This window comes from Paenibacillus sp. USDA918EY (assembly GCF_009870825.1).
Taxonomy (GTDB): Bacteria; Bacillota; Bacilli; order Paenibacillales; family Paenibacillaceae; genus Paenibacillus_AQ; species Paenibacillus_AQ albilobatus.
Genome location: NZ_WTWY01000014.1, coordinates 89,300 through 105,098 on the forward strand (window position 1 = coordinate 89,300; position 15,799 = coordinate 105,098).

Annotated in this window: 15 protein-coding genes; 14 read left to right on the forward strand and 1 reads right to left on the reverse strand. The window is 52.4% G+C overall.

Features of this window, described 5'->3' with window-relative positions; all coding sequences use genetic code 11:
• The first annotated feature begins 440 nt into the window (after positions 1 to 440).
• From GQY55_RS23030 to GQY55_RS23075, 10 genes are all read left to right on the forward strand, one after another.
• Positions 441 to 2,108: an ABC transporter substrate-binding protein gene (locus GQY55_RS23030; protein ID WP_160044261.1), complete on the forward strand. Its 1,668-nt coding sequence runs from the start codon at positions 441 to 443 to the stop codon at positions 2,106 to 2,108.
• Positions 2,109 to 2,125: 17 nt separating this feature from the next.
• Positions 2,126 to 3,130: an ABC transporter permease gene (locus GQY55_RS23035; protein ID WP_160044262.1), complete on the forward strand. Its 1,005-nt coding sequence runs from the start codon at positions 2,126 to 2,128 to the stop codon at positions 3,128 to 3,130.
• A gap of 12 nt (positions 3,131 to 3,142) precedes the next feature.
• Positions 3,143 to 4,036: a nickel transporter permease gene (nikC, locus tag GQY55_RS23040; RefSeq protein ID WP_160044263.1), complete on the forward strand. Its 894-nt coding sequence runs from the start codon at positions 3,143 to 3,145 to the stop codon at positions 4,034 to 4,036.
• 137 nt (positions 4,037 to 4,173) lie between these two features.
• Positions 4,174 to 4,416 carry a sigma factor gene (locus GQY55_RS31840; protein WP_268895057.1) on the forward strand — a complete coding sequence of 81 codons (243 nt, stop codon included), beginning with the start codon at positions 4,174 to 4,176 and terminating at the stop codon, positions 4,414 to 4,416.
• Between the two features lie 76 nt (positions 4,417 to 4,492).
• Positions 4,493 to 5,509, forward strand: coding sequence for an anti sigma factor C-terminal domain-containing protein (locus tag GQY55_RS23050; RefSeq protein WP_160044264.1), 1,017 nt, complete (start codon positions 4,493 to 4,495; stop codon positions 5,507 to 5,509).
• Positions 5,467 to 5,580 (forward strand): anti sigma factor C-terminal domain-containing protein, encoded by a 114-nt coding sequence (locus GQY55_RS31845; RefSeq protein ID WP_268895059.1) that lies wholly within the window; start codon positions 5,467 to 5,469, stop codon positions 5,578 to 5,580. Before GQY55_RS23050 ends, GQY55_RS31845 begins: the two co-directional genes overlap by 43 nt.
• 435 nt (positions 5,581 to 6,015) lie before the next feature.
• On the forward strand, positions 6,016 to 7,425 hold the full coding sequence (locus tag GQY55_RS23060) for a deoxyguanosinetriphosphate triphosphohydrolase family protein (RefSeq protein ID WP_160044265.1): 1,410 nt from the start codon (positions 6,016 to 6,018) through the stop codon (positions 7,423 to 7,425).
• Positions 7,426 to 7,476: 51 nt separating this feature from the next.
• Positions 7,477 to 8,427 carry an MsnO8 family LLM class oxidoreductase gene (locus GQY55_RS23065; RefSeq protein ID WP_160044266.1) on the forward strand — a complete coding sequence of 317 codons (951 nt, stop codon included), beginning with the start codon at positions 7,477 to 7,479 and terminating at the stop codon, positions 8,425 to 8,427.
• A 48-nt stretch (positions 8,428 to 8,475) separates the two neighbouring features.
• Positions 8,476 to 9,471, forward strand: a complete 996-nt coding sequence (locus tag GQY55_RS23070) for an RsmD family RNA methyltransferase (RefSeq protein WP_160044267.1) — start codon at positions 8,476 to 8,478, stop codon at positions 9,469 to 9,471.
• Positions 9,472 to 9,533: 62 nt separating this feature from the next.
• A complete protein-coding gene (locus tag GQY55_RS23075) occupies positions 9,534 to 9,953 on the forward strand; it encodes a GNAT family N-acetyltransferase (protein WP_160044268.1) in 420 nt (139 codons plus the stop codon).
• 107 nt (positions 9,954 to 10,060) lie between these two features.
• Here GQY55_RS23075 and GQY55_RS23080 read toward each other — a convergent pair whose 3' ends face one another.
• Positions 10,061 to 11,032 (reverse strand): D-2-hydroxyacid dehydrogenase, encoded by a 972-nt coding sequence (locus GQY55_RS23080; protein WP_160044269.1) that lies wholly within the window; start codon positions 11,030 to 11,032, stop codon positions 10,061 to 10,063.
• A gap of 227 nt (positions 11,033 to 11,259) precedes the next feature.
• Between GQY55_RS23080 and GQY55_RS23085 the strand changes: the two genes are divergently transcribed.
• The 4 genes from GQY55_RS23085 to GQY55_RS23100 all read left to right on the forward strand — a co-directional run bounded on the left by GQY55_RS23085 (position 11,260) and on the right by GQY55_RS23100 (position 15,756).
• Positions 11,260 to 13,017 carry an ABC transporter ATP-binding protein gene (locus GQY55_RS23085; RefSeq protein WP_236575808.1) on the forward strand — a complete coding sequence of 586 codons (1,758 nt, stop codon included), beginning with the start codon at positions 11,260 to 11,262 and terminating at the stop codon, positions 13,015 to 13,017.
• Positions 13,018 to 13,153: 136 nt separating this feature from the next.
• Positions 13,154 to 13,762, forward strand: coding sequence for an RNA 2',3'-cyclic phosphodiesterase (gene thpR, locus GQY55_RS23090; RefSeq protein ID WP_160044270.1), 609 nt, complete (start codon positions 13,154 to 13,156; stop codon positions 13,760 to 13,762).
• 348 nt (positions 13,763 to 14,110) lie between these two features.
• The gene (locus GQY55_RS23095; protein ID WP_160044271.1) at positions 14,111 to 14,974 is read left to right on the forward strand and encodes a cell wall hydrolase; all 864 of its coding nucleotides are present in this window, start codon (positions 14,111 to 14,113) and stop codon (positions 14,972 to 14,974) included.
• A 98-nt stretch (positions 14,975 to 15,072) separates the two neighbouring features.
• A complete protein-coding gene (locus GQY55_RS23100) occupies positions 15,073 to 15,756 on the forward strand; it encodes a metal-dependent hydrolase (protein WP_160044272.1) in 684 nt (227 codons plus the stop codon).
• Positions 15,757 to 15,799: the final 43 nt, after the last annotated feature.

Consider the following 15,799-nt stretch of genomic DNA (forward strand, 5'->3'; position numbering starts at 1 on the left):
AGCACTTGAAAAGAAGCAGGAGAAGCGGAAGGAGCGTAGGAAGCAGAGTCGATTCTTGAGAAGCTGAAAGCTTTTTGAAAAAAAGCTGCTTCGGAAGCGTATGCTGCGTTCGCCTAAAAGCTTTCGAAAGGAAAGCTATATAAGTTGATTAAATGAACAGGAAAGGAATAGGCAAGAGGAGGAAATGATTCTGGAGAAGCGTCAGCGTTCGCCTTTGTGAGCGGATTTCGACCATAAATGAGCTTTAATCATAGAAATCCGTGAGCAACAGCGATCGAAAGAACATTTCATCCGGCTGCCTCCATCCGTTCATAACATTAGTTCAACTTATATAACACAGCAAACCTCCGAAACGATCTGGGGGTTCGGCGCTCCAATCGCTTCATATCAAGTACTAATTTCAGTTCAGTATTGAGCCGCAAAAGAGAGGGGAAAAAACGATGAAGAAATGGACAAGCGTTTTCCTGGCACTGACGATGATCCTGGTATTTACGCTTGCGGGATGCGGCGGCAAGAGTGACGGAAATCAGGCATCCGAAACGCCCAAAACAACGGACAACACCGAGAAAAAAGAAGACCCGAAACCGGAGGATAAAAAAACGCAGGATACGCTCGTATTCGGGCGCGGCGGGGATTCCGCAAATCTGGACCCGTCCATCGTAACCGACGGCGAGTCGCTGAAAATCGGACATCAGATCTTTGATTCGCTGCTGCAGTATAAGGAAGGGACAACCGAGGTGGAGCCGTCGCTGGCCGAAAGCTGGGAGGTTTCCCCGGACGGTTTGAAGTATACGTTCAAGCTGCGCCAAGGTGTGAAATTCCATGACGGCACGGACTTTAACGCGGATGCCGTCGTATTCAACTTCAAGCGCTGGACCGACCCGAAAAGCGAATTCAAGTTCGAAGGCGATTCCTTCGATTACTATGATTCCCAGTTTGGACCGGACGGCTCCCGCGTCATCAAGGATGTCAAAGCGATTGATGCGAATACGGTAGAATTTACGCTGGCAAATCCGCAAGCTCCGTTCCTGCAAAATATCGCCATGACCTCCTTTGGCATCGCCAGCCCGACGGCGATCAAGGAGAAAAAGGAGAATTTTAAAAACGAGCCGGTGGGTACGGGTCCTTTTGTTTTCAAAGAGTGGAAGCGGAACGACTCCATTACCCTCGAGAAAAATCCGAACTACTGGAAGCCGGGACTGCCGAAGCTGAATAAAGTCATCGTACGGTCCATCCCCGATAACACCGCGCGCTTTAATGCGCTGCAAAACGGGGAAATCGACATTATGGAAGATTTGAATCCGGATGATTTGTCCGTTCTTGAAAGTGATAGCAATTTGCAAAAAATCAACCGCCCGCCATTTAACCTTGCATATCTCGGATTCAACCTGAAGAAAAAACCTTTTGATAACGTGAAGGTCAGAGAAGCGCTAAGCCACGCGGTTAACAAACAGGGCATTATCGACGCGTTTTTTGCCGGACAAGCCACTCCGGCCGTGAACCCGATGCCTCCTACGCTTTGGGGTTACAACGACAGCATTAAGGATTATGACTACAACTTGGATACTGCCAAAAAGCTGCTGGCTGAAGCGGGTTATCCGAACGGACTGCCGGATCCAGTTAACTTCTATGCGCTGCCGGTATCCCGTCCTTATATGCCGGATGGCAAAAAGGTGGCGGAAGCGATTCAGGCCGATTTTGAGAAAATCGGCGTGAAAGTGAACATCCAATCTCCGGAGTGGGCGACGTATCTGGATGATACAAAAGCAGGTGTTAAAGACGATATTTACATGATGGGCTGGAACGGAGATAACGGCGACCCGGACAACTTCCTGTACACCTTGCTTGATAAGGATGCTATTCCGGGCAACAACCGCAGTTACTACGCAAACGAAGACCTTCACAAGATTTTGATCGAGGCCCAGAAGGAAGTGGGCCAAGACAAACGCATAGAGCTGTACAAACAAGCGCAGGAAATCATCAAAAAAGATATTCCATGGATTCCGCTTGTGTATGCGACGCAAGTTTTGGCGGCAAAATCCAACTTGAAAGGATATGTACCGTCTCCAACCGGAACGGAGTACTACAGCAGCATTTACTTTGAATAACCGGCGGGTGATTTATTTTGAATTCATATATACTGAAACGCCTGTTGATTCTGATTCCGGTGCTGATTGGCATGACCATCATTGTATTTTCCATCATTCATGCCATTCCGGGCGATCCGGCGGATACGATCCTTGGTGATAAAGCTACCGAACAATCCAAAGAGGCGCTGCGGGAGCAGCTGGGACTGAATAAGCCCTGGCTGCAGCAGTATTTTACGTACTTGGGAGACTTGGTGCAAGGAGACCTCGGAAAATCGATCAAAACCAAGCAGCCGATTATGAAAGAGATTTTGCCGTATCTTGCCGCCACGCTTGAATTGACGATTGCGAGCATGCTGTTCGCCACATTTGTTGGCATCAACGCGGGGATTATCAGTGCCTGGCGGCAAAATTCCTGGTTTGATTACATTCTGATGATCATCGCCCTAATCGGGGTTTCCATGCCAATATTCTGGCTTGGGCTGATGGAGCAGTGGATATTCTCGATCAAGCTGCATTGGCTGCCGTCGATCGGTCGAATGGACCAGCGCGATCCGGTGGAATCCATTACAAACATCTATGTCATTGATGCCATGATCGCCGGCCGATGGGATCAGCTATGGACGGTTATGAAACATCTGGTGCTGCCAAGCATTGCGCTCGGAACGATTCCAATGGCGGTGATCGCCCGGATGACGCGCTCCAGCATGCTGGAGGTCATGAAATCCGATTATGTCCGCACAGCCAAAGCCAAAGGTTTGTCCCAATTTTTTGTCGTGTACAAACATGCGCTCAAAAACGCCTCGATCCCGGTACTTACCGTTATCGGATTGCAGACAGGTTCATTGCTGGGCGGTGCCGTATTAACAGAAACCATTTTCGCTTGGCCCGGGGTGGGGCGGTATATTTTCGATGCGATCAGCTCCCGCGATTATCCGGTCATCCAAAGCGGCATCCTGATAATCGCTCTCCTGTTTATTATCATTAATCTGATTGTGGATCTGCTGTATGCTTTGATTGATCCGCGTATCCAATACAAATAGGGGGGAGAAACAATGGCGGAAATTACCGTAAACCCAAATGCTGCCGTTCCAGCTATGGAGGAGGTGCCGGGCCCCTGGCGTGATGCGTGGAGAGCGTTCCGCAAAAATAAAACCGCGGTGATCGGTCTCTCAATTATTATTCTATTTATTATCATCGCCTTGATCGCACCGTTGATCGCTCCCTTTGATTACAAAGAACAGCAGCTGATGGACCGTCTGAAGGCGCCATCCTCCACGCATTGGTTCGGGACGGATGATTTGGGACGCGACTTGTTCACCCGGGTGTTGTACGGTGCGCGAATATCGTTATGGGTCGGCTTTTTCTCGGTCATCGGCTCCGTCGTAGCGGGGACGGCACTGGGTATTCTCGCAGGGTACTTCGGCAAATGGGCGGATATGCTCATCTCGAGGCTGTTCGATATTTTGCTGGCGTTTCCGAGCATTTTGCTCGCGATTGCCATTGTGGCGATTCTCGGTCCTTCGCTGCAAAATGCGTTGTACTCCATTGCCATCGTCAACATTCCAACCTACGGCCGGCTGGTAAGGGCGAAGGTGTTCAGCCTGAAGAACGAGGAGTATATCACTTCGGCCAAAGCCATCGGCATGAAAAACATGCGAATTCTGTTCAGCCATATTTTGCCGAACAGCTTAACGCCCATTATCGTGCAAGGTACGCTGGGGATCGCAACGGCGATCATCGAAGCGGCGGCGCTCGGATTTTTGGGATTGGGCGCACAGCCTCCGGAGCCGGAATGGGGGAAAATGCTGTCGGACTCCCGCCAGTTTATCCAGAAGGCACCGTGGACGGTCGTATTTCCGGGTGTTTCGATCATGTTGACGGTACTTGGGTTTAACCTGCTCGGCGACGGCCTGCGCGATGTGCTTGATCCGAGAATGAAAAATTAATAAAAGCAGGCAGCGGCTTTTCCCTCGTTGCGAGGCGGAGGGCCGCTTTTTTTGCGTTCCATTCGCGTTCTAGTAAATTTCAGGAAAAATTTTGTAACTATCGCCTGCTTGAAACGTGTTTATATTGAGGGGATGACATGATAAAGCGCAGCACGCTCGAAAGCGTGTACCGAACCTATATGCCGGATGTTTACCGGTATTTGCGTTCCCTATGCGGGGACGACGCCGCCGCGGAAGACTTGGTGCAGGAGACGTTTTACCGCGCCTATTTGCATCTGGAAAAATCACGCTGTCCCATTTTAAAATTTTGCTGTTTCTGGGCGCGGCAGCAGCTGAGGAAAACCCGGGAAAGGGAGGAGCAGGATAAACGGCGATTTTAAGCAAAAACTTCGGGATTACAAGGACGGAAAGCTGTCCGAAGAGGAACGGACGGAGCTGGAGCGGGAGCTCGAAAAAATGGAGATTTACCAATCCTTTCTGGATGAAATGATGGATGGGGAGGATCGGTTCGAACAAAAGGCTGGTCCTCAAGAGTCCGAAGCCGAGAAGAAAAAATATAAACGCGAAGCCAGGCTGCTGAGAAAAGGAAAATGGAAGGCTCGGATCGGCACCGCGTTTACATTGATCGGATTTTTTATCGGGTTTACCATCTTAAGTTCCATTGGAACGGCCATTTTTTATCAGGCGGGGGAGCCGGGATATGACGAAATCAACCGTGACGTCGTGAAGTCTGCCTTTGCGGTTGGATATCCGAACGTGATCGTTCAACCCAGCAGCAACACCGGGTCTTATTTTAATATGAAAATCAACGGCAAAATGATCAAACGCGTTGGAGACGAGCATATGGAGGTTGGAGATTTTACAGCGAACTACTGGTTTGAATGGTTACGGCTGAAGCACGTTGAATGGAAAGACATGTTCTTCGCCTTCAAAGGTTATTTTCAGTTTCCGGGTTACCAAGGCTCAGACAGCGCCTCCGAGTGGAAACGGCTGGAGAAGCTGCCTGAAGGAACGGTGGCCGAAGCTTATGTTTCTTATAAAAAGCTGTATTCGACCGACGACTTTTTGAAAAGGTTCGAGGGCAAGCCATATGATCCGCTATGGTTTGCCGTGGACAACGGGGACTCCAATATAAAGTGCGATTACGGACTTGTCATAAGCCCGGTCGGTTTTCCGGCGATTCCGGTGTGGCACCCGGGGGACGGAAAAGTAACCGAAGGCCCCAAACGCAAAGTCGGATGGTTTGTCACCATGCGCTCATCTTCAACCTCTTATCCCCCGATTGACACGTACGGTTCCGGTCCACTACGGGAAGAGAATTTCATCAAGTCGCTGCACATTCTGAACAGGCATAAAAATCGGCCGCGAGCCTCGTTCCCTTCGTCGATTTTAAAGAAACGCTGGACTACATCGAGAAAAACGGGGTTAAAATCTACGGTGCCGTCGTCACCGGACCGACCAAAGAAATTCTAAAACTGAAGGAAGATCCGGAAGTATCCGCCATCCGCATCGGGGAGGTTGCGCTGTGGAACTGGCGGGAATAGACTGCGGCGCATTTAAATTTGAGGTTAATCCGTTGCGGTGTCCAACATTTGCGTCGGCAAGGTGCCGACTGGCGCCTGGCAGAAACTAAGGGGCACATCCATTAAACGAGTCTGTAAAAACAACGCCGGAAACTCGATGGTCGGATCCTTGAAGTTGGCCGTAACAGGCGAAAAATAGATTTCGATTTGCTTTACCGTCCTTATCAGACATGGCAAACTGAGGGGCGGTTAATTTTTGCTTGCAGCCCGATATATGTTTAACCAAACCCAATCAGCTTCCATTTTGAGATCTGTACCTCCAACCTCCTAATATGCCGGCGGACTGGAAACAATGGATGAAATAGGCACCACGCGCTGCCAAATTTCGAAGTACGCCGGAGACGGAAATGACTTATAATGAGAAAAATAAAAAAACGGAGCAGGGAGTGCCGTAGGATGAATATCAAAGACAAAAGAGAACACCGTCAGTATCCAGAGCAAACGCGGGCCGATGCATCGAGGGCCGCGTTTGAGCGGGATTATTCGCGGCTGATCCATTCGCCGACGTTCCGCCGCCTGCAGGGAAAATCGCAGGTGTTCGGGGCCGGAACCGGCGATTATTACCGCACGCGCCTGACGCATTCGCTTGAAGTGGCGCAAATCGCGCGCGAAGCTGCGAAAAGCCTCGTTCGGGCCTATCCGGAAGTTTCGGAGGAACAGGCTGACAACCCCGGACTTGTCATCGATCCGGAGGTGGTGGAATGCGCGGCGATCGCGCATGATTTCGGGCATCCGCCGTTCGGGCACAAAGGCGAAGAGGTGCTGGACGGCATTTTGGAGCAGCTGATCAAGGATAAAACGAAAGAAGCGGTCGAAGGACTGTACATGAATTCCGAGCAAATCCAGGACGTGCGGACACGCATGCGGCATAAATACGAACATTTTGAAGGGAACTCGCATAATTTCCGGCTGATCATGTTCCTGGAAAAACGCGAAAACGTGGACGGCTTGAATTTATCCGACGCCGTGCTGCTTGGCATCAACAAATATCCGTTTCCGGGTACGGTGAACAAAAAGGGCTTGTACAAGCATGAATGGAGCTACATTTCAGAGATCCGCAAGGATTGGGGGATTCCGGCAGGCAAAAGAACGCTGGAATCGCAGCTGATGGACTTATGCGACGACATCGCGTATTCCGCCCATGACCTGGAGGACGGCATCAAAGCGGGCAAAATTGAAGTGCATGAGCATTTTTTGTATGACCCGTACATTATCCGGCTGATCATCGAAAAAATCATGACGCTGGAGGATACCTTCTGGCAGGGCTGGGACGCGGACCGCATCCGGCTGAAAGTCGAAGAGGTCATGGCCGCTTTTCTTAACGTGTGGAAAGAGAAGCTGCCGTATTGCGAGCATGATTTTTCCCGGGCGCGGCGCGAGGTCAAAGCTTTTTGGGTGAGCCATTTTGTCGGCAGCCTGGGCGTCATTCCGGACGGGGATTGGAAAAAGGTCACCTTCGTGAAAGAGCGGGAGGAAGATTTGGATATGCTTCGGACCGTCAGCGTGCTGAAGAGCTTTGCGTGGGTGACGATGATCCGCGACCTGCGCGTGCAGCGCCTGCAAAAACGGAGCGAATGGATGATCAAACGGCTGTGGGATGCGTTCCTCGATCCGGTCGCGTCCAAATCCATCATACCTTCCGACTGGCTGCAGCGGTTCGAACGAGATCAGGCAAGCCCAAACCCGATCTGGACCTGGGAGCATATGGTGATCGACTATATCGCGGGCATGACGGACGCGTTTGCCGAAAAGATATATAATGAATTGTACGGACTGAAGGTTGGGTCCATTTACGATCTCGACTAAACCTTAAGCGAGAAGAGATGAGACGAGAAGCAGCAAGTGGAGGGGAGAATCGTGGAGAATACGGGGTTTATTTTAAGCGTATTGGATTTGGTGCCCAAAATAGGGGAAGCGTCTTATGAGCAAGCCCTTCAGGAGGCAGCGGCGCTGGCCGCGTCTGCGGAAAAATGGGGTTATAAACGTTATTGGGTGGCCGAACATCATGATCTGAAGGATTTGGCTTGCGCGTCGCCGGAGGTGCTGCTGGCCCACATCGGGGCCAAAACAAGCCGCATCCGCCTTGGCACGGGCGCCTTGCTGCTGCCCCATTACAGCCCGCTTAAGGTGGCGGAAAGCTTCCGCCTGTTGGCCGCGCTGTACCCGGGACGGGTGGACCTCGGGATCGGACGGGCCCCCGGCGGGTCGGCACATGCCTCGATGGCGCTTAGCGGCAATTTTCTGCAAAACGTGGCGGATATGCCCAAAAAGCTGCGCGCTTTGATCCAGCTCCTGGAGGACCGGTATATGTATGAGGACCGGCCGGTTCAAGCCCGGCCCCTGCCCTCGGTGCAGCCGGATCTGTGGATGCTGGGGACGAACAGCAAAAGCGCCGGTTTTGCCGCCGAATACGGGACAGGGTATGTTTTCGGGCAGTTTATGAGCGAGCGGGACGGGGCCGAAGTGCTGCAAACGTACCGCGATCATTTTAAACCGTCCGCGCTGCTGGACAAGCCGCGTTTGATGCTGGCGATCGGGGTCATTTGCGCCAAGACGGAGGAGAAGGCCAAGGAGCTGCTGGAGGACGCGAAGCTGCCGGGACCCGAACGGGCGGTGGAGCAGGAAGCGCAGGAGGAGCGTCGGGAACCGCTGAAACGGTTGGTATTGGGCACGCCTGAACAGGTGCGGGAACAGCTCGCCCTGATCGCCGAGTCTGCGGGATGCTCGGAGTTTCTGATCTTTTGCCCCGTTCAGGATTACAGGAAACGGCTGGAGTCTTATAAGCTGCTGGCTTCCTGTTGTATGTAAAGAAAAGACTCGGGCTACGTCCGGGAAAGGTATTGGTTATCGATTGTTATGAGTGAAATCCATGAACAGATCCAACAAGCGCTGGCCGACGGCCGTCCGCTTTATTTATACGCGTATGCCAGCCATGAAACGGAAGCCGGGCTGTGCGGCATGGAGCTGAAGGCGCTGTTTGGCGGGGCCGTGGAATATAAAACGGAGTCGCTGCTGCTCAGCAGCCGCAAGATCGATCCGGATCGCAGCCCGTTTTTATCGCTGCGTATCGATATCGCCGCATGCGGGGAATCCGCGGAAGCAATCGCGGAGCTTGCGGACTCAAGGCATCGGGTGAAGGGCGGAGAGACGTTTAAGGTTACGTATATCAAATCGGGTGATCCTTGCAGCTATGCGGAGCAAAGGGAGCTGGAGAGGCTTGTCGGGAGCCGGATTCAAGGCAAGGCCGACATGAAAAACCCGGATTTGACGCTCGGGCTGACCGCTTTGCATGGAGCTTGGCTGCTTGGCAGCATTTGCGCTCCGAAGCGGGCCTGGCACGCCCACATCCACAAACCGCAAAACTATTCCACCGGCCTTAGCGCGGCCGTCGCCAGGGCGCTGGTGAACATCGCCGCGCCCGAAACGGAAGGCATCCGGCTGCTTGATCCCTGCTGCGGCATGGGGAACGTCCTGATCGAAGCGCTGTCCATGGGAATCGACGCCCGGGGAAGGGACATCAATCCCCTTGCCGTTCGCGGCGCCAAAACGAACCTGAAGCATTACGGGTATCCCGAAACGCTGGTTACCCTTGGGGATATGAACGAACTGGAAGGGCATTACGATGCCGCGGTATTGGACATGCCGTACAATCTATGTTCGGTGCTTCCGGTAGAGGAACAACGGAGGATGCTGGCGAGCCTGCGCCGTTTGGCGCCCCGTGCGGTGATCGTAACGACGGAAGTGGACGTGCGGGTCCGGGTCGAAGAAGCGGGTTACCGGATCGTCGAGGAATGCCAGGTAAGGAAAGGGAGCTTTGTGCGGCAGGCGTGGCTTTGCGAAGGAGTTTTATAACATTTGCGAAACGGACAGCTGTTGGCTCGAGAAGTGAATACACCGGAAAGAAGGCATGAAACATGAAAATCAGGCCTGCCTTGGCAATGGACTATCCCGAATTAAGACGGATTTATCTTGTTTCCCGCCGCCAAAGTTTCGTATGGGAAAACGAACATGAAATGTCGCTGGAAGATTTCGATAGGGATACGGCCGACGAGCATATCCTGTTGGCGGAGGCGGAGAGCCGGATCGTGGGTTTTGCGTCATTATATTTGCCGGAGGATTTCATCCATCTTTTATTCGTCGATCCGGATTTTTCAGGTATAGGCGCCGGCAGCAAGCTGCTCGAGGCGGCCGTTGAGAAAATGAACAAGCCGCTCACGTTAAAATGCGTGTCCGCAAATCATAAAGCCTTGAAATTTTATGAAAAAAACGGCTGGAAGAAGGTAGTCGAAGAAGCCGGGCCGAGCGGGAAGCATTGGCTTATGTCGTACGAATAAGCTTTGATTTTTCAACCCAAAGAAAAAACGCCCCTTATGGGACATCGGGTTCCAAACGGATTTCCGATGCCCTGTTAAGGGGTGTTTTCGTTTCGGCTCCGGCGATTTTAGTACATCCGCCCGTAATCCACCAGATTGCGCGGCGGTTTTTGCCCTTGGACATAAGCTTTCAGGTTGTCCGCAAAAATGTCGATGACGCGTTCGGCATAACGGTCATTGCTGCCCGCGACATGCGGGGTGATGATGACCTGCTCCATCTCCCACAGCGGATGTTCCGCCGGAAGCGGCTCTTCTTCGAAAACGTCGAGGCCCGCGCCGCTCAACCGGCCGCTGTTCAAGGCATTGATCAACGATGCCGTATCCACCGTAGGTCCGCGTCCCACATTGATGAAATAAGCCCCTTTTTTGGCAGCGTTCCAAGCCGCGGCGTTAAACATATGGCGGGTTTCGGCCGTCAGCGGGAGGATGTTCACGATATAGTCGCCTTGTCCAAGCGCCTCATGGAGGTTGTCCATCTTGTACATCCGGTCCACGTGCGGCTCGGGCTTGTCCGAACGCCGGACGCCGATGACCCGCAGTCCGAAGGCTTTGGCCAAACGGGCGGTTTCCCGGCCGATTTCGCCTACGCCGACGATGACCAGCGTTTTGCCGCTGATTTCGCCCAACGTGCCGAGACCGGGAACGGCGAGATCGGATTTCCACTCTTTTTTCAGTTGATGGCGGACCGCCATGTGCAGCTGGCGCGAAAACGAGAGCATCATGCCGATAATGCTTTCCGAGATCGGAATCGCATGCACGCCGCTGGCGCTCGTGAGCAGAACGCCCTTGTCCCGAAGGCGCTCCAAAGGCAGCGTATCCACGCCCGCCGACCAGGTTTGCACCCATTTCAGCTTGCTGTATTCCCGAAGGGCTTCCTCGGCGATCGTTTTCGACCATCCAAGGATCACTTCCGCGTTTTGGATCTGCTCCGCGCTGACGTCCTTTTTATTTTTTACGATCAAATCAAAACCTGGCGCCGCTTGTCCGATTTGACCGATTTGATCCGGCGTCAAGGAATGAAGACATACGATCGATTTCATGGTTTGGCCTCCTCCGTCTGTCGTTTGCACGTTTATCGATGTTTTTAGGATACCAGATTGCGGCGGGCGGTGAAAAGGTAACCGGACATTTTTATCCGCACTGCGATTGGATCGCAATCCTTAATGGCGCCGCACACAGCTTTATTTCAAAAAATCGGGCCTCCTTTTCCGTTCGGTACGCTATAATCAGATTACGAAATACAGAATTTGGAGGCTGGAATAACGTTATGATGCAAAATGCAGCAGGACAGGCTTCGGGCGCTCAGCCCGGCCTCATTCGAAGGTTTATGTCGTATTACCGCCCGCATAAACGGCTGTTTATGGTCGATTTCGGCTGCGCGGTAGTTGCGGGTTTGCTGGAGCTCGGATTTCCGGTCGCCGTCCAGTGGGTTGTGGACAAGCTGCTTCCGGACGGGGCATGGGGAACGATCATCGCCGCGGGATGCGGCTTGCTCGCCTTGTATTTGATCAGCATGGGGCTGCAGTTCATCGTCAGCTACTGGGGGCATAAGCTCGGGATCAACATCGAATCGGACATGCGCCAGCAGGCGTTTAACCATGTGCAGAAGCTGTCCTTTAAATTTTTCGACAACACGAAAACAGGCCACTTGATGTCGCGCATGACCAACGACTTGTTCGATATCGGAGAGATGGCCCACCATGGGCCGGAGGATATGTTTATTGCCGTCATGACCTTTGTCGGTGCGTTTGCGATCATGTGGACGGTCAATTGGCAGCTTGCTTTGATCACGTTCGTCATTATGCCGGTCATCGTATGGATGATCGTTTATTTTAACCAGAAGCTGAACCATGCCTCCTCGGAAATGTTCCGCAACATCGCTGAGCTGAATGCCGGCGTGGAGGACAGCGTCTCGGGCATCCGGGTCGTCAAATCGTTCGGCAACGAGGAATACGAAATCTCGCGCTTCCGCGAAAGCAATGCCGCGTTCCGTTTGGCGAAACTTCGTTCATACCTGGCCATGTCGTTCAGCGTCTCGGGCATGTACATGCTGACAAGGCTCATTTCGCTGATCGTGCTCGTTTGCGGCGCCTGGTTTGCCTACCAGAACAAACTGACGTACGGGGAACTTGTCGCGTTTTTGCTGTACGTCAACATTTTCCTGAAGCCGATCGACAAAATCAACGCTTTGATGGAAATCTACCCGAAAGGGATGGCGGGCTTCAAACGTTTCTGCCAGTTGATGGATACGGACCCGGACATCAAGGATCAGCCGGATGCGGTCGAAGTTGTTCAGCTGCGCGGAAACATCGAATTCCGCAACGTTTCTTTCGGCTACGAAGACCAGCGGCGGATTTTGGAAGGAATCGACCTGAATATTACGGCCGGAGAAACGGTGGCGCTCGTCGGGCCGTCGGGTGCCGGAAAGTCGACGCTGTGCAGCCTGATCCCGCGTTTTTACGAGGTGGATGAAGGAAGCATCACGATCGACGGCATCGACATCCGCGAAATGACGCAGCGTTCGCTTCGCTCGCAAATCGGCATGGTGCAGCAGGACGTGTTTCTGTTCAGCGGGACGATCCGCGAAAACATCCTTTACGGCAATCTGAACGCCAGTGAAGCCGAATTGATGGATGCGGTGCAAAAGGCCCATTTGGAGTCGCTCGTGGCCTCGCTGCCGGACGGGCTGGATACGGTCATCGGGGAACGGGGGCTGAAGCTGTCGGGCGGACAGCGGCAGCGGCTGGCGATCGCAAGGATGTTTTTGAAGAATCCTCCGATCCTCATTTTGGATGAAGCGACGTCGGCGCTCGACACCGAAACGGAAGCGATCATCCAGGAGGCGCTGGAGGTTTTGGCGGTGAACCGGACGACGCTGGTCATCGCGCACCGGCTTGCGACCATCCGAAACGCCGACCGGATCATCGTCGTCACGGAGGACGGCATTGCCGAGCATGGGCGGCACGAGGAGCTGCTCCAAATCGGCGGCGTCTACGCAAGGCTGCATCAGGCGCAGTTCGGGTAACGGCAAGAGGATATCCTGAGAGCATTTGGGGCTTTTGGGATATCCTCTTTGTTTTAGTGGAAGCAGGGGATTTTGGATATGCTAAAAACGACCCTATTATATAGTAGTAAAAATTTTTGAAGGGAGCGAATACTGCATGGATATTGAAAATAAAGAGCGGCCGCTGCGGCTGTTTATCGCGGTCAGATTGTCGGATGAATTGAAAACGGTGCTGGAGCGTTGGCGGGAATCCCATCAACATTTGTTTCCTTTCAAAAAATGGACGCATAGGGAGGATTATCATATTACGGTACAATTTTTAGGGGATGTCGAACCGGGGCGCGTGCCGGAAATCGCAGCAAAACTGCAGGAGGTCTCCCGCCAGTTTACACCATTTGAACTTGGTTTTGGAAAAGCGGGCGTGTTCGGTACAGATGCTTCTCCCAGGGTATTTTGGGCTGGAGTAATTGACTACTCGAACGGGCTTGCAAAGCTGCAGGAAAAGGTGACCGACGCCATGGAAACGTTTGGTTTCGCGAAGGAGTCGCGGCCCTTTCGTCCACATGTGACAATCGCCCGAAAATACGCGGGGGACCGGGAGTTTCGGCTCGCCTCCGTCCCGCCTTTGCTGCCGCAAACAGCGCCCTTCGAGCAGGCGGAAGGGAAGGTTTCATGGATCGTCGACGAGTTTGTACTTTTTTCCACACATTTGCACGAAAAGCCAATGTATGAGATACTAGAATCCTTCCGAATGAAAGATTCATAGTTTCGACATTCCGGGCGTTATTTAACATACATGGATTTTGCCGGACATCCGGGGAGGGTGTTTCGGCCAAATCCGCATTCTAAAAAAATCCTGCACATAAAACAATAGCTTGTTCCCTTAGCCGTATCTGTGAAACCGTAAAATGTGCCGTCACGAAGCAGTCTGTGTTGTAAAGATGTATCAAACGAATTTTTCCGTTTCTCGTATTCGCGGATGCAGCAAATCACTGAAAATAAGCTCAGGTTTTCAAAACCTCTATTTTCGGTTACATGAGAAATATGCAAAACGGTTGTTTTGCATGTTTTGAAAGTTAAAAGGGAATGTGCCGGGAGTAGTGGGAGGAAAAACATGTACACTTTAAGACAAAACCGCTGGATGGCTTTGCTGATCGGAGTTCTTCTGGTGTGTTTCTCTGCGATTTGTTTGCTTCTTCAAAACGAGCTGGCGGAAAAATTGCAGCATAAAACCAACATGGGTCTGAATCGTTTCGGTTCGATCAATTTGAGTGTGAGCGAAACGGCGGCAAAAACGGAGCATATACAGAGCGCGTCAAGCAAGACGCATTTCCAAATGCCTTTGCGTTTGCAAAATGTAAATAATTTCAAACCATGGAAAAATAAAACGAAAGTTGCTTTTGTTGGACAGCTTCCTTCGATACCGCCTAAAGCGGAAACGGTGCTTGCGCGCGGGCAGTTGCACGCGAACACGAAACCGAAGGCAGTCCAAGTTGAGGCTTCTCACCGGCAAAAGCAGAATCTTCAGCTGACTCCCCCAAAAACATTATTCTTCAGCCGGACCAAGCTGCTGAGTCCGTCGGAACAGGCCCAAGCGACCTGGCAGTACAACGTGACCGCTGAAGATGTGCTTCTGCTGCAAAAAATCGTCATGGCAGAAGCGGAAGGCGAACCGTACCAAGGCAAAATCGCTGTCGCGAACGTTGTCTTGAACCGGCTACGGTCAGCCAATTTTCCCAATACGATTAAAAAGGTCATTTATCAAAAACATCAGTTCAGTCCCGTGGCGAACGGACGGTTTGACCGCGTGAAGCCGAACAAGGACTGTATCCGTGCGGTCAATGAGGCGTTGAACGGCAAAAAAGCGGTAACGGATGACACGTATTTCTTCCTGTCGCTGAAGCTGGCGCAAGACCTGACCATTCACCATACCCGCACCTACGAGAAGCGCATCGGCAACCATACTTTTTACAAATAAATCCCATTTCGATATGATAGAGAGAGGTTGTACGGATGATTGCCGTTCAATCCGGAAAATCATGTCTTGGCGATCAATTGTAGGAGGTGCCGACGTTTATGAAAATTACGTATTACGGTCATTCATGCGTGCTTGTGGAGGCGGAAGGGAAAAGGATCATTATCGACCCGTTCCTGACGGGGAATCCGGTTGCGACCGTTTCACCGAAGGATATTCGCGTGGACGCGGTGTTGTTGACGCACGGCCACGGAGACCATTTTGGAGACTGCATCGAAATCGCAAAAGCAAATGCATGCCCGATCGTTGCCGTCTACGAATTGGCGGAGTACTGCAAAAGCCAGGGGGCCGAAGCGTACGGCATGAACATTGGCGGCAGTCATGTTTTTGACGGCTTCAAAGTCAAATTTACGCTGGCATTTCACAGTTCCTCGCTTGCGGTGGGTGATTCCTGGATTTACATGGGCGAACCCGGCGGCATTTTGCTGACGATCGGGGGCAAAACATTTTTCCATGCGGGCGATACCGGATTGTTTGGGGACATGCGCCTGATCGGGGAGATGAACGACATCGACGCGGCGGCGCTTCCGATCGGGGACTCGTTGACCATGGGGCCCGAGGATGCGCTTGTGGCTGCGGAATGGCTGCGCGCGGCTCACGTGCTTCCGGTGCATTACAATACGTTTGAAGGCATTCGGCAGGATGCTTCGTCGTTCTGCGACCGTTTGGGCGAAAAGGGCATCCAGGGCCATCCGCTGAAGCCGGGCGAAAGCTTCGAAATCTAACCGGGGCAGCGGCGCGCTCATCTGACAAACACCTCGCGTTTTT

Excerpts from the sequence above, each read along its gene's own strand:
- GQY55_RS23030 (WP_160044261.1), top strand. The coding sequence starts at position 441 with ATGAAGAAATGGACAAGCGTTTTCCTGGCACTGACGATGATCCTGGTA.
- nikC (WP_160044263.1), top strand. The coding sequence starts at position 3,143 with ATGGCGGAAATTACCGTAAACCCAAATGCTGCCGTTCCAGCTATGGAG.
- GQY55_RS31840 (WP_268895057.1), top strand. The coding sequence starts at position 4,174 with ATGATAAAGCGCAGCACGCTCGAAAGCGTGTACCGAACCTATATGCCG.
- GQY55_RS23050 (WP_160044264.1), top strand. The coding sequence starts at position 4,493 with ATGGAGATTTACCAATCCTTTCTGGATGAAATGATGGATGGGGAGGAT.
- GQY55_RS23060 (WP_160044265.1), top strand. The coding sequence starts at position 6,016 with ATGAATATCAAAGACAAAAGAGAACACCGTCAGTATCCAGAGCAAACG.
- GQY55_RS23070 (WP_160044267.1), top strand. The coding sequence starts at position 8,476 with ATGAGTGAAATCCATGAACAGATCCAACAAGCGCTGGCCGACGGCCGT.
- GQY55_RS23075 (WP_160044268.1), top strand. The coding sequence starts at position 9,534 with ATGAAAATCAGGCCTGCCTTGGCAATGGACTATCCCGAATTAAGACGG.
- GQY55_RS23080 (WP_160044269.1), bottom strand. The coding sequence starts at position 11,032 with ATGAAATCGATCGTATGTCTTCATTCCTTGACGCCGGATCAAATCGGT.
- GQY55_RS23085 (WP_236575808.1), top strand. The coding sequence starts at position 11,260 with ATGATGCAAAATGCAGCAGGACAGGCTTCGGGCGCTCAGCCCGGCCTC.
- thpR (WP_160044270.1), top strand. The coding sequence starts at position 13,154 with ATGGATATTGAAAATAAAGAGCGGCCGCTGCGGCTGTTTATCGCGGTC.
- GQY55_RS23095 (WP_160044271.1), top strand. The coding sequence starts at position 14,111 with ATGTACACTTTAAGACAAAACCGCTGGATGGCTTTGCTGATCGGAGTT.
- GQY55_RS23100 (WP_160044272.1), top strand. The coding sequence starts at position 15,073 with ATGAAAATTACGTATTACGGTCATTCATGCGTGCTTGTGGAGGCGGAA.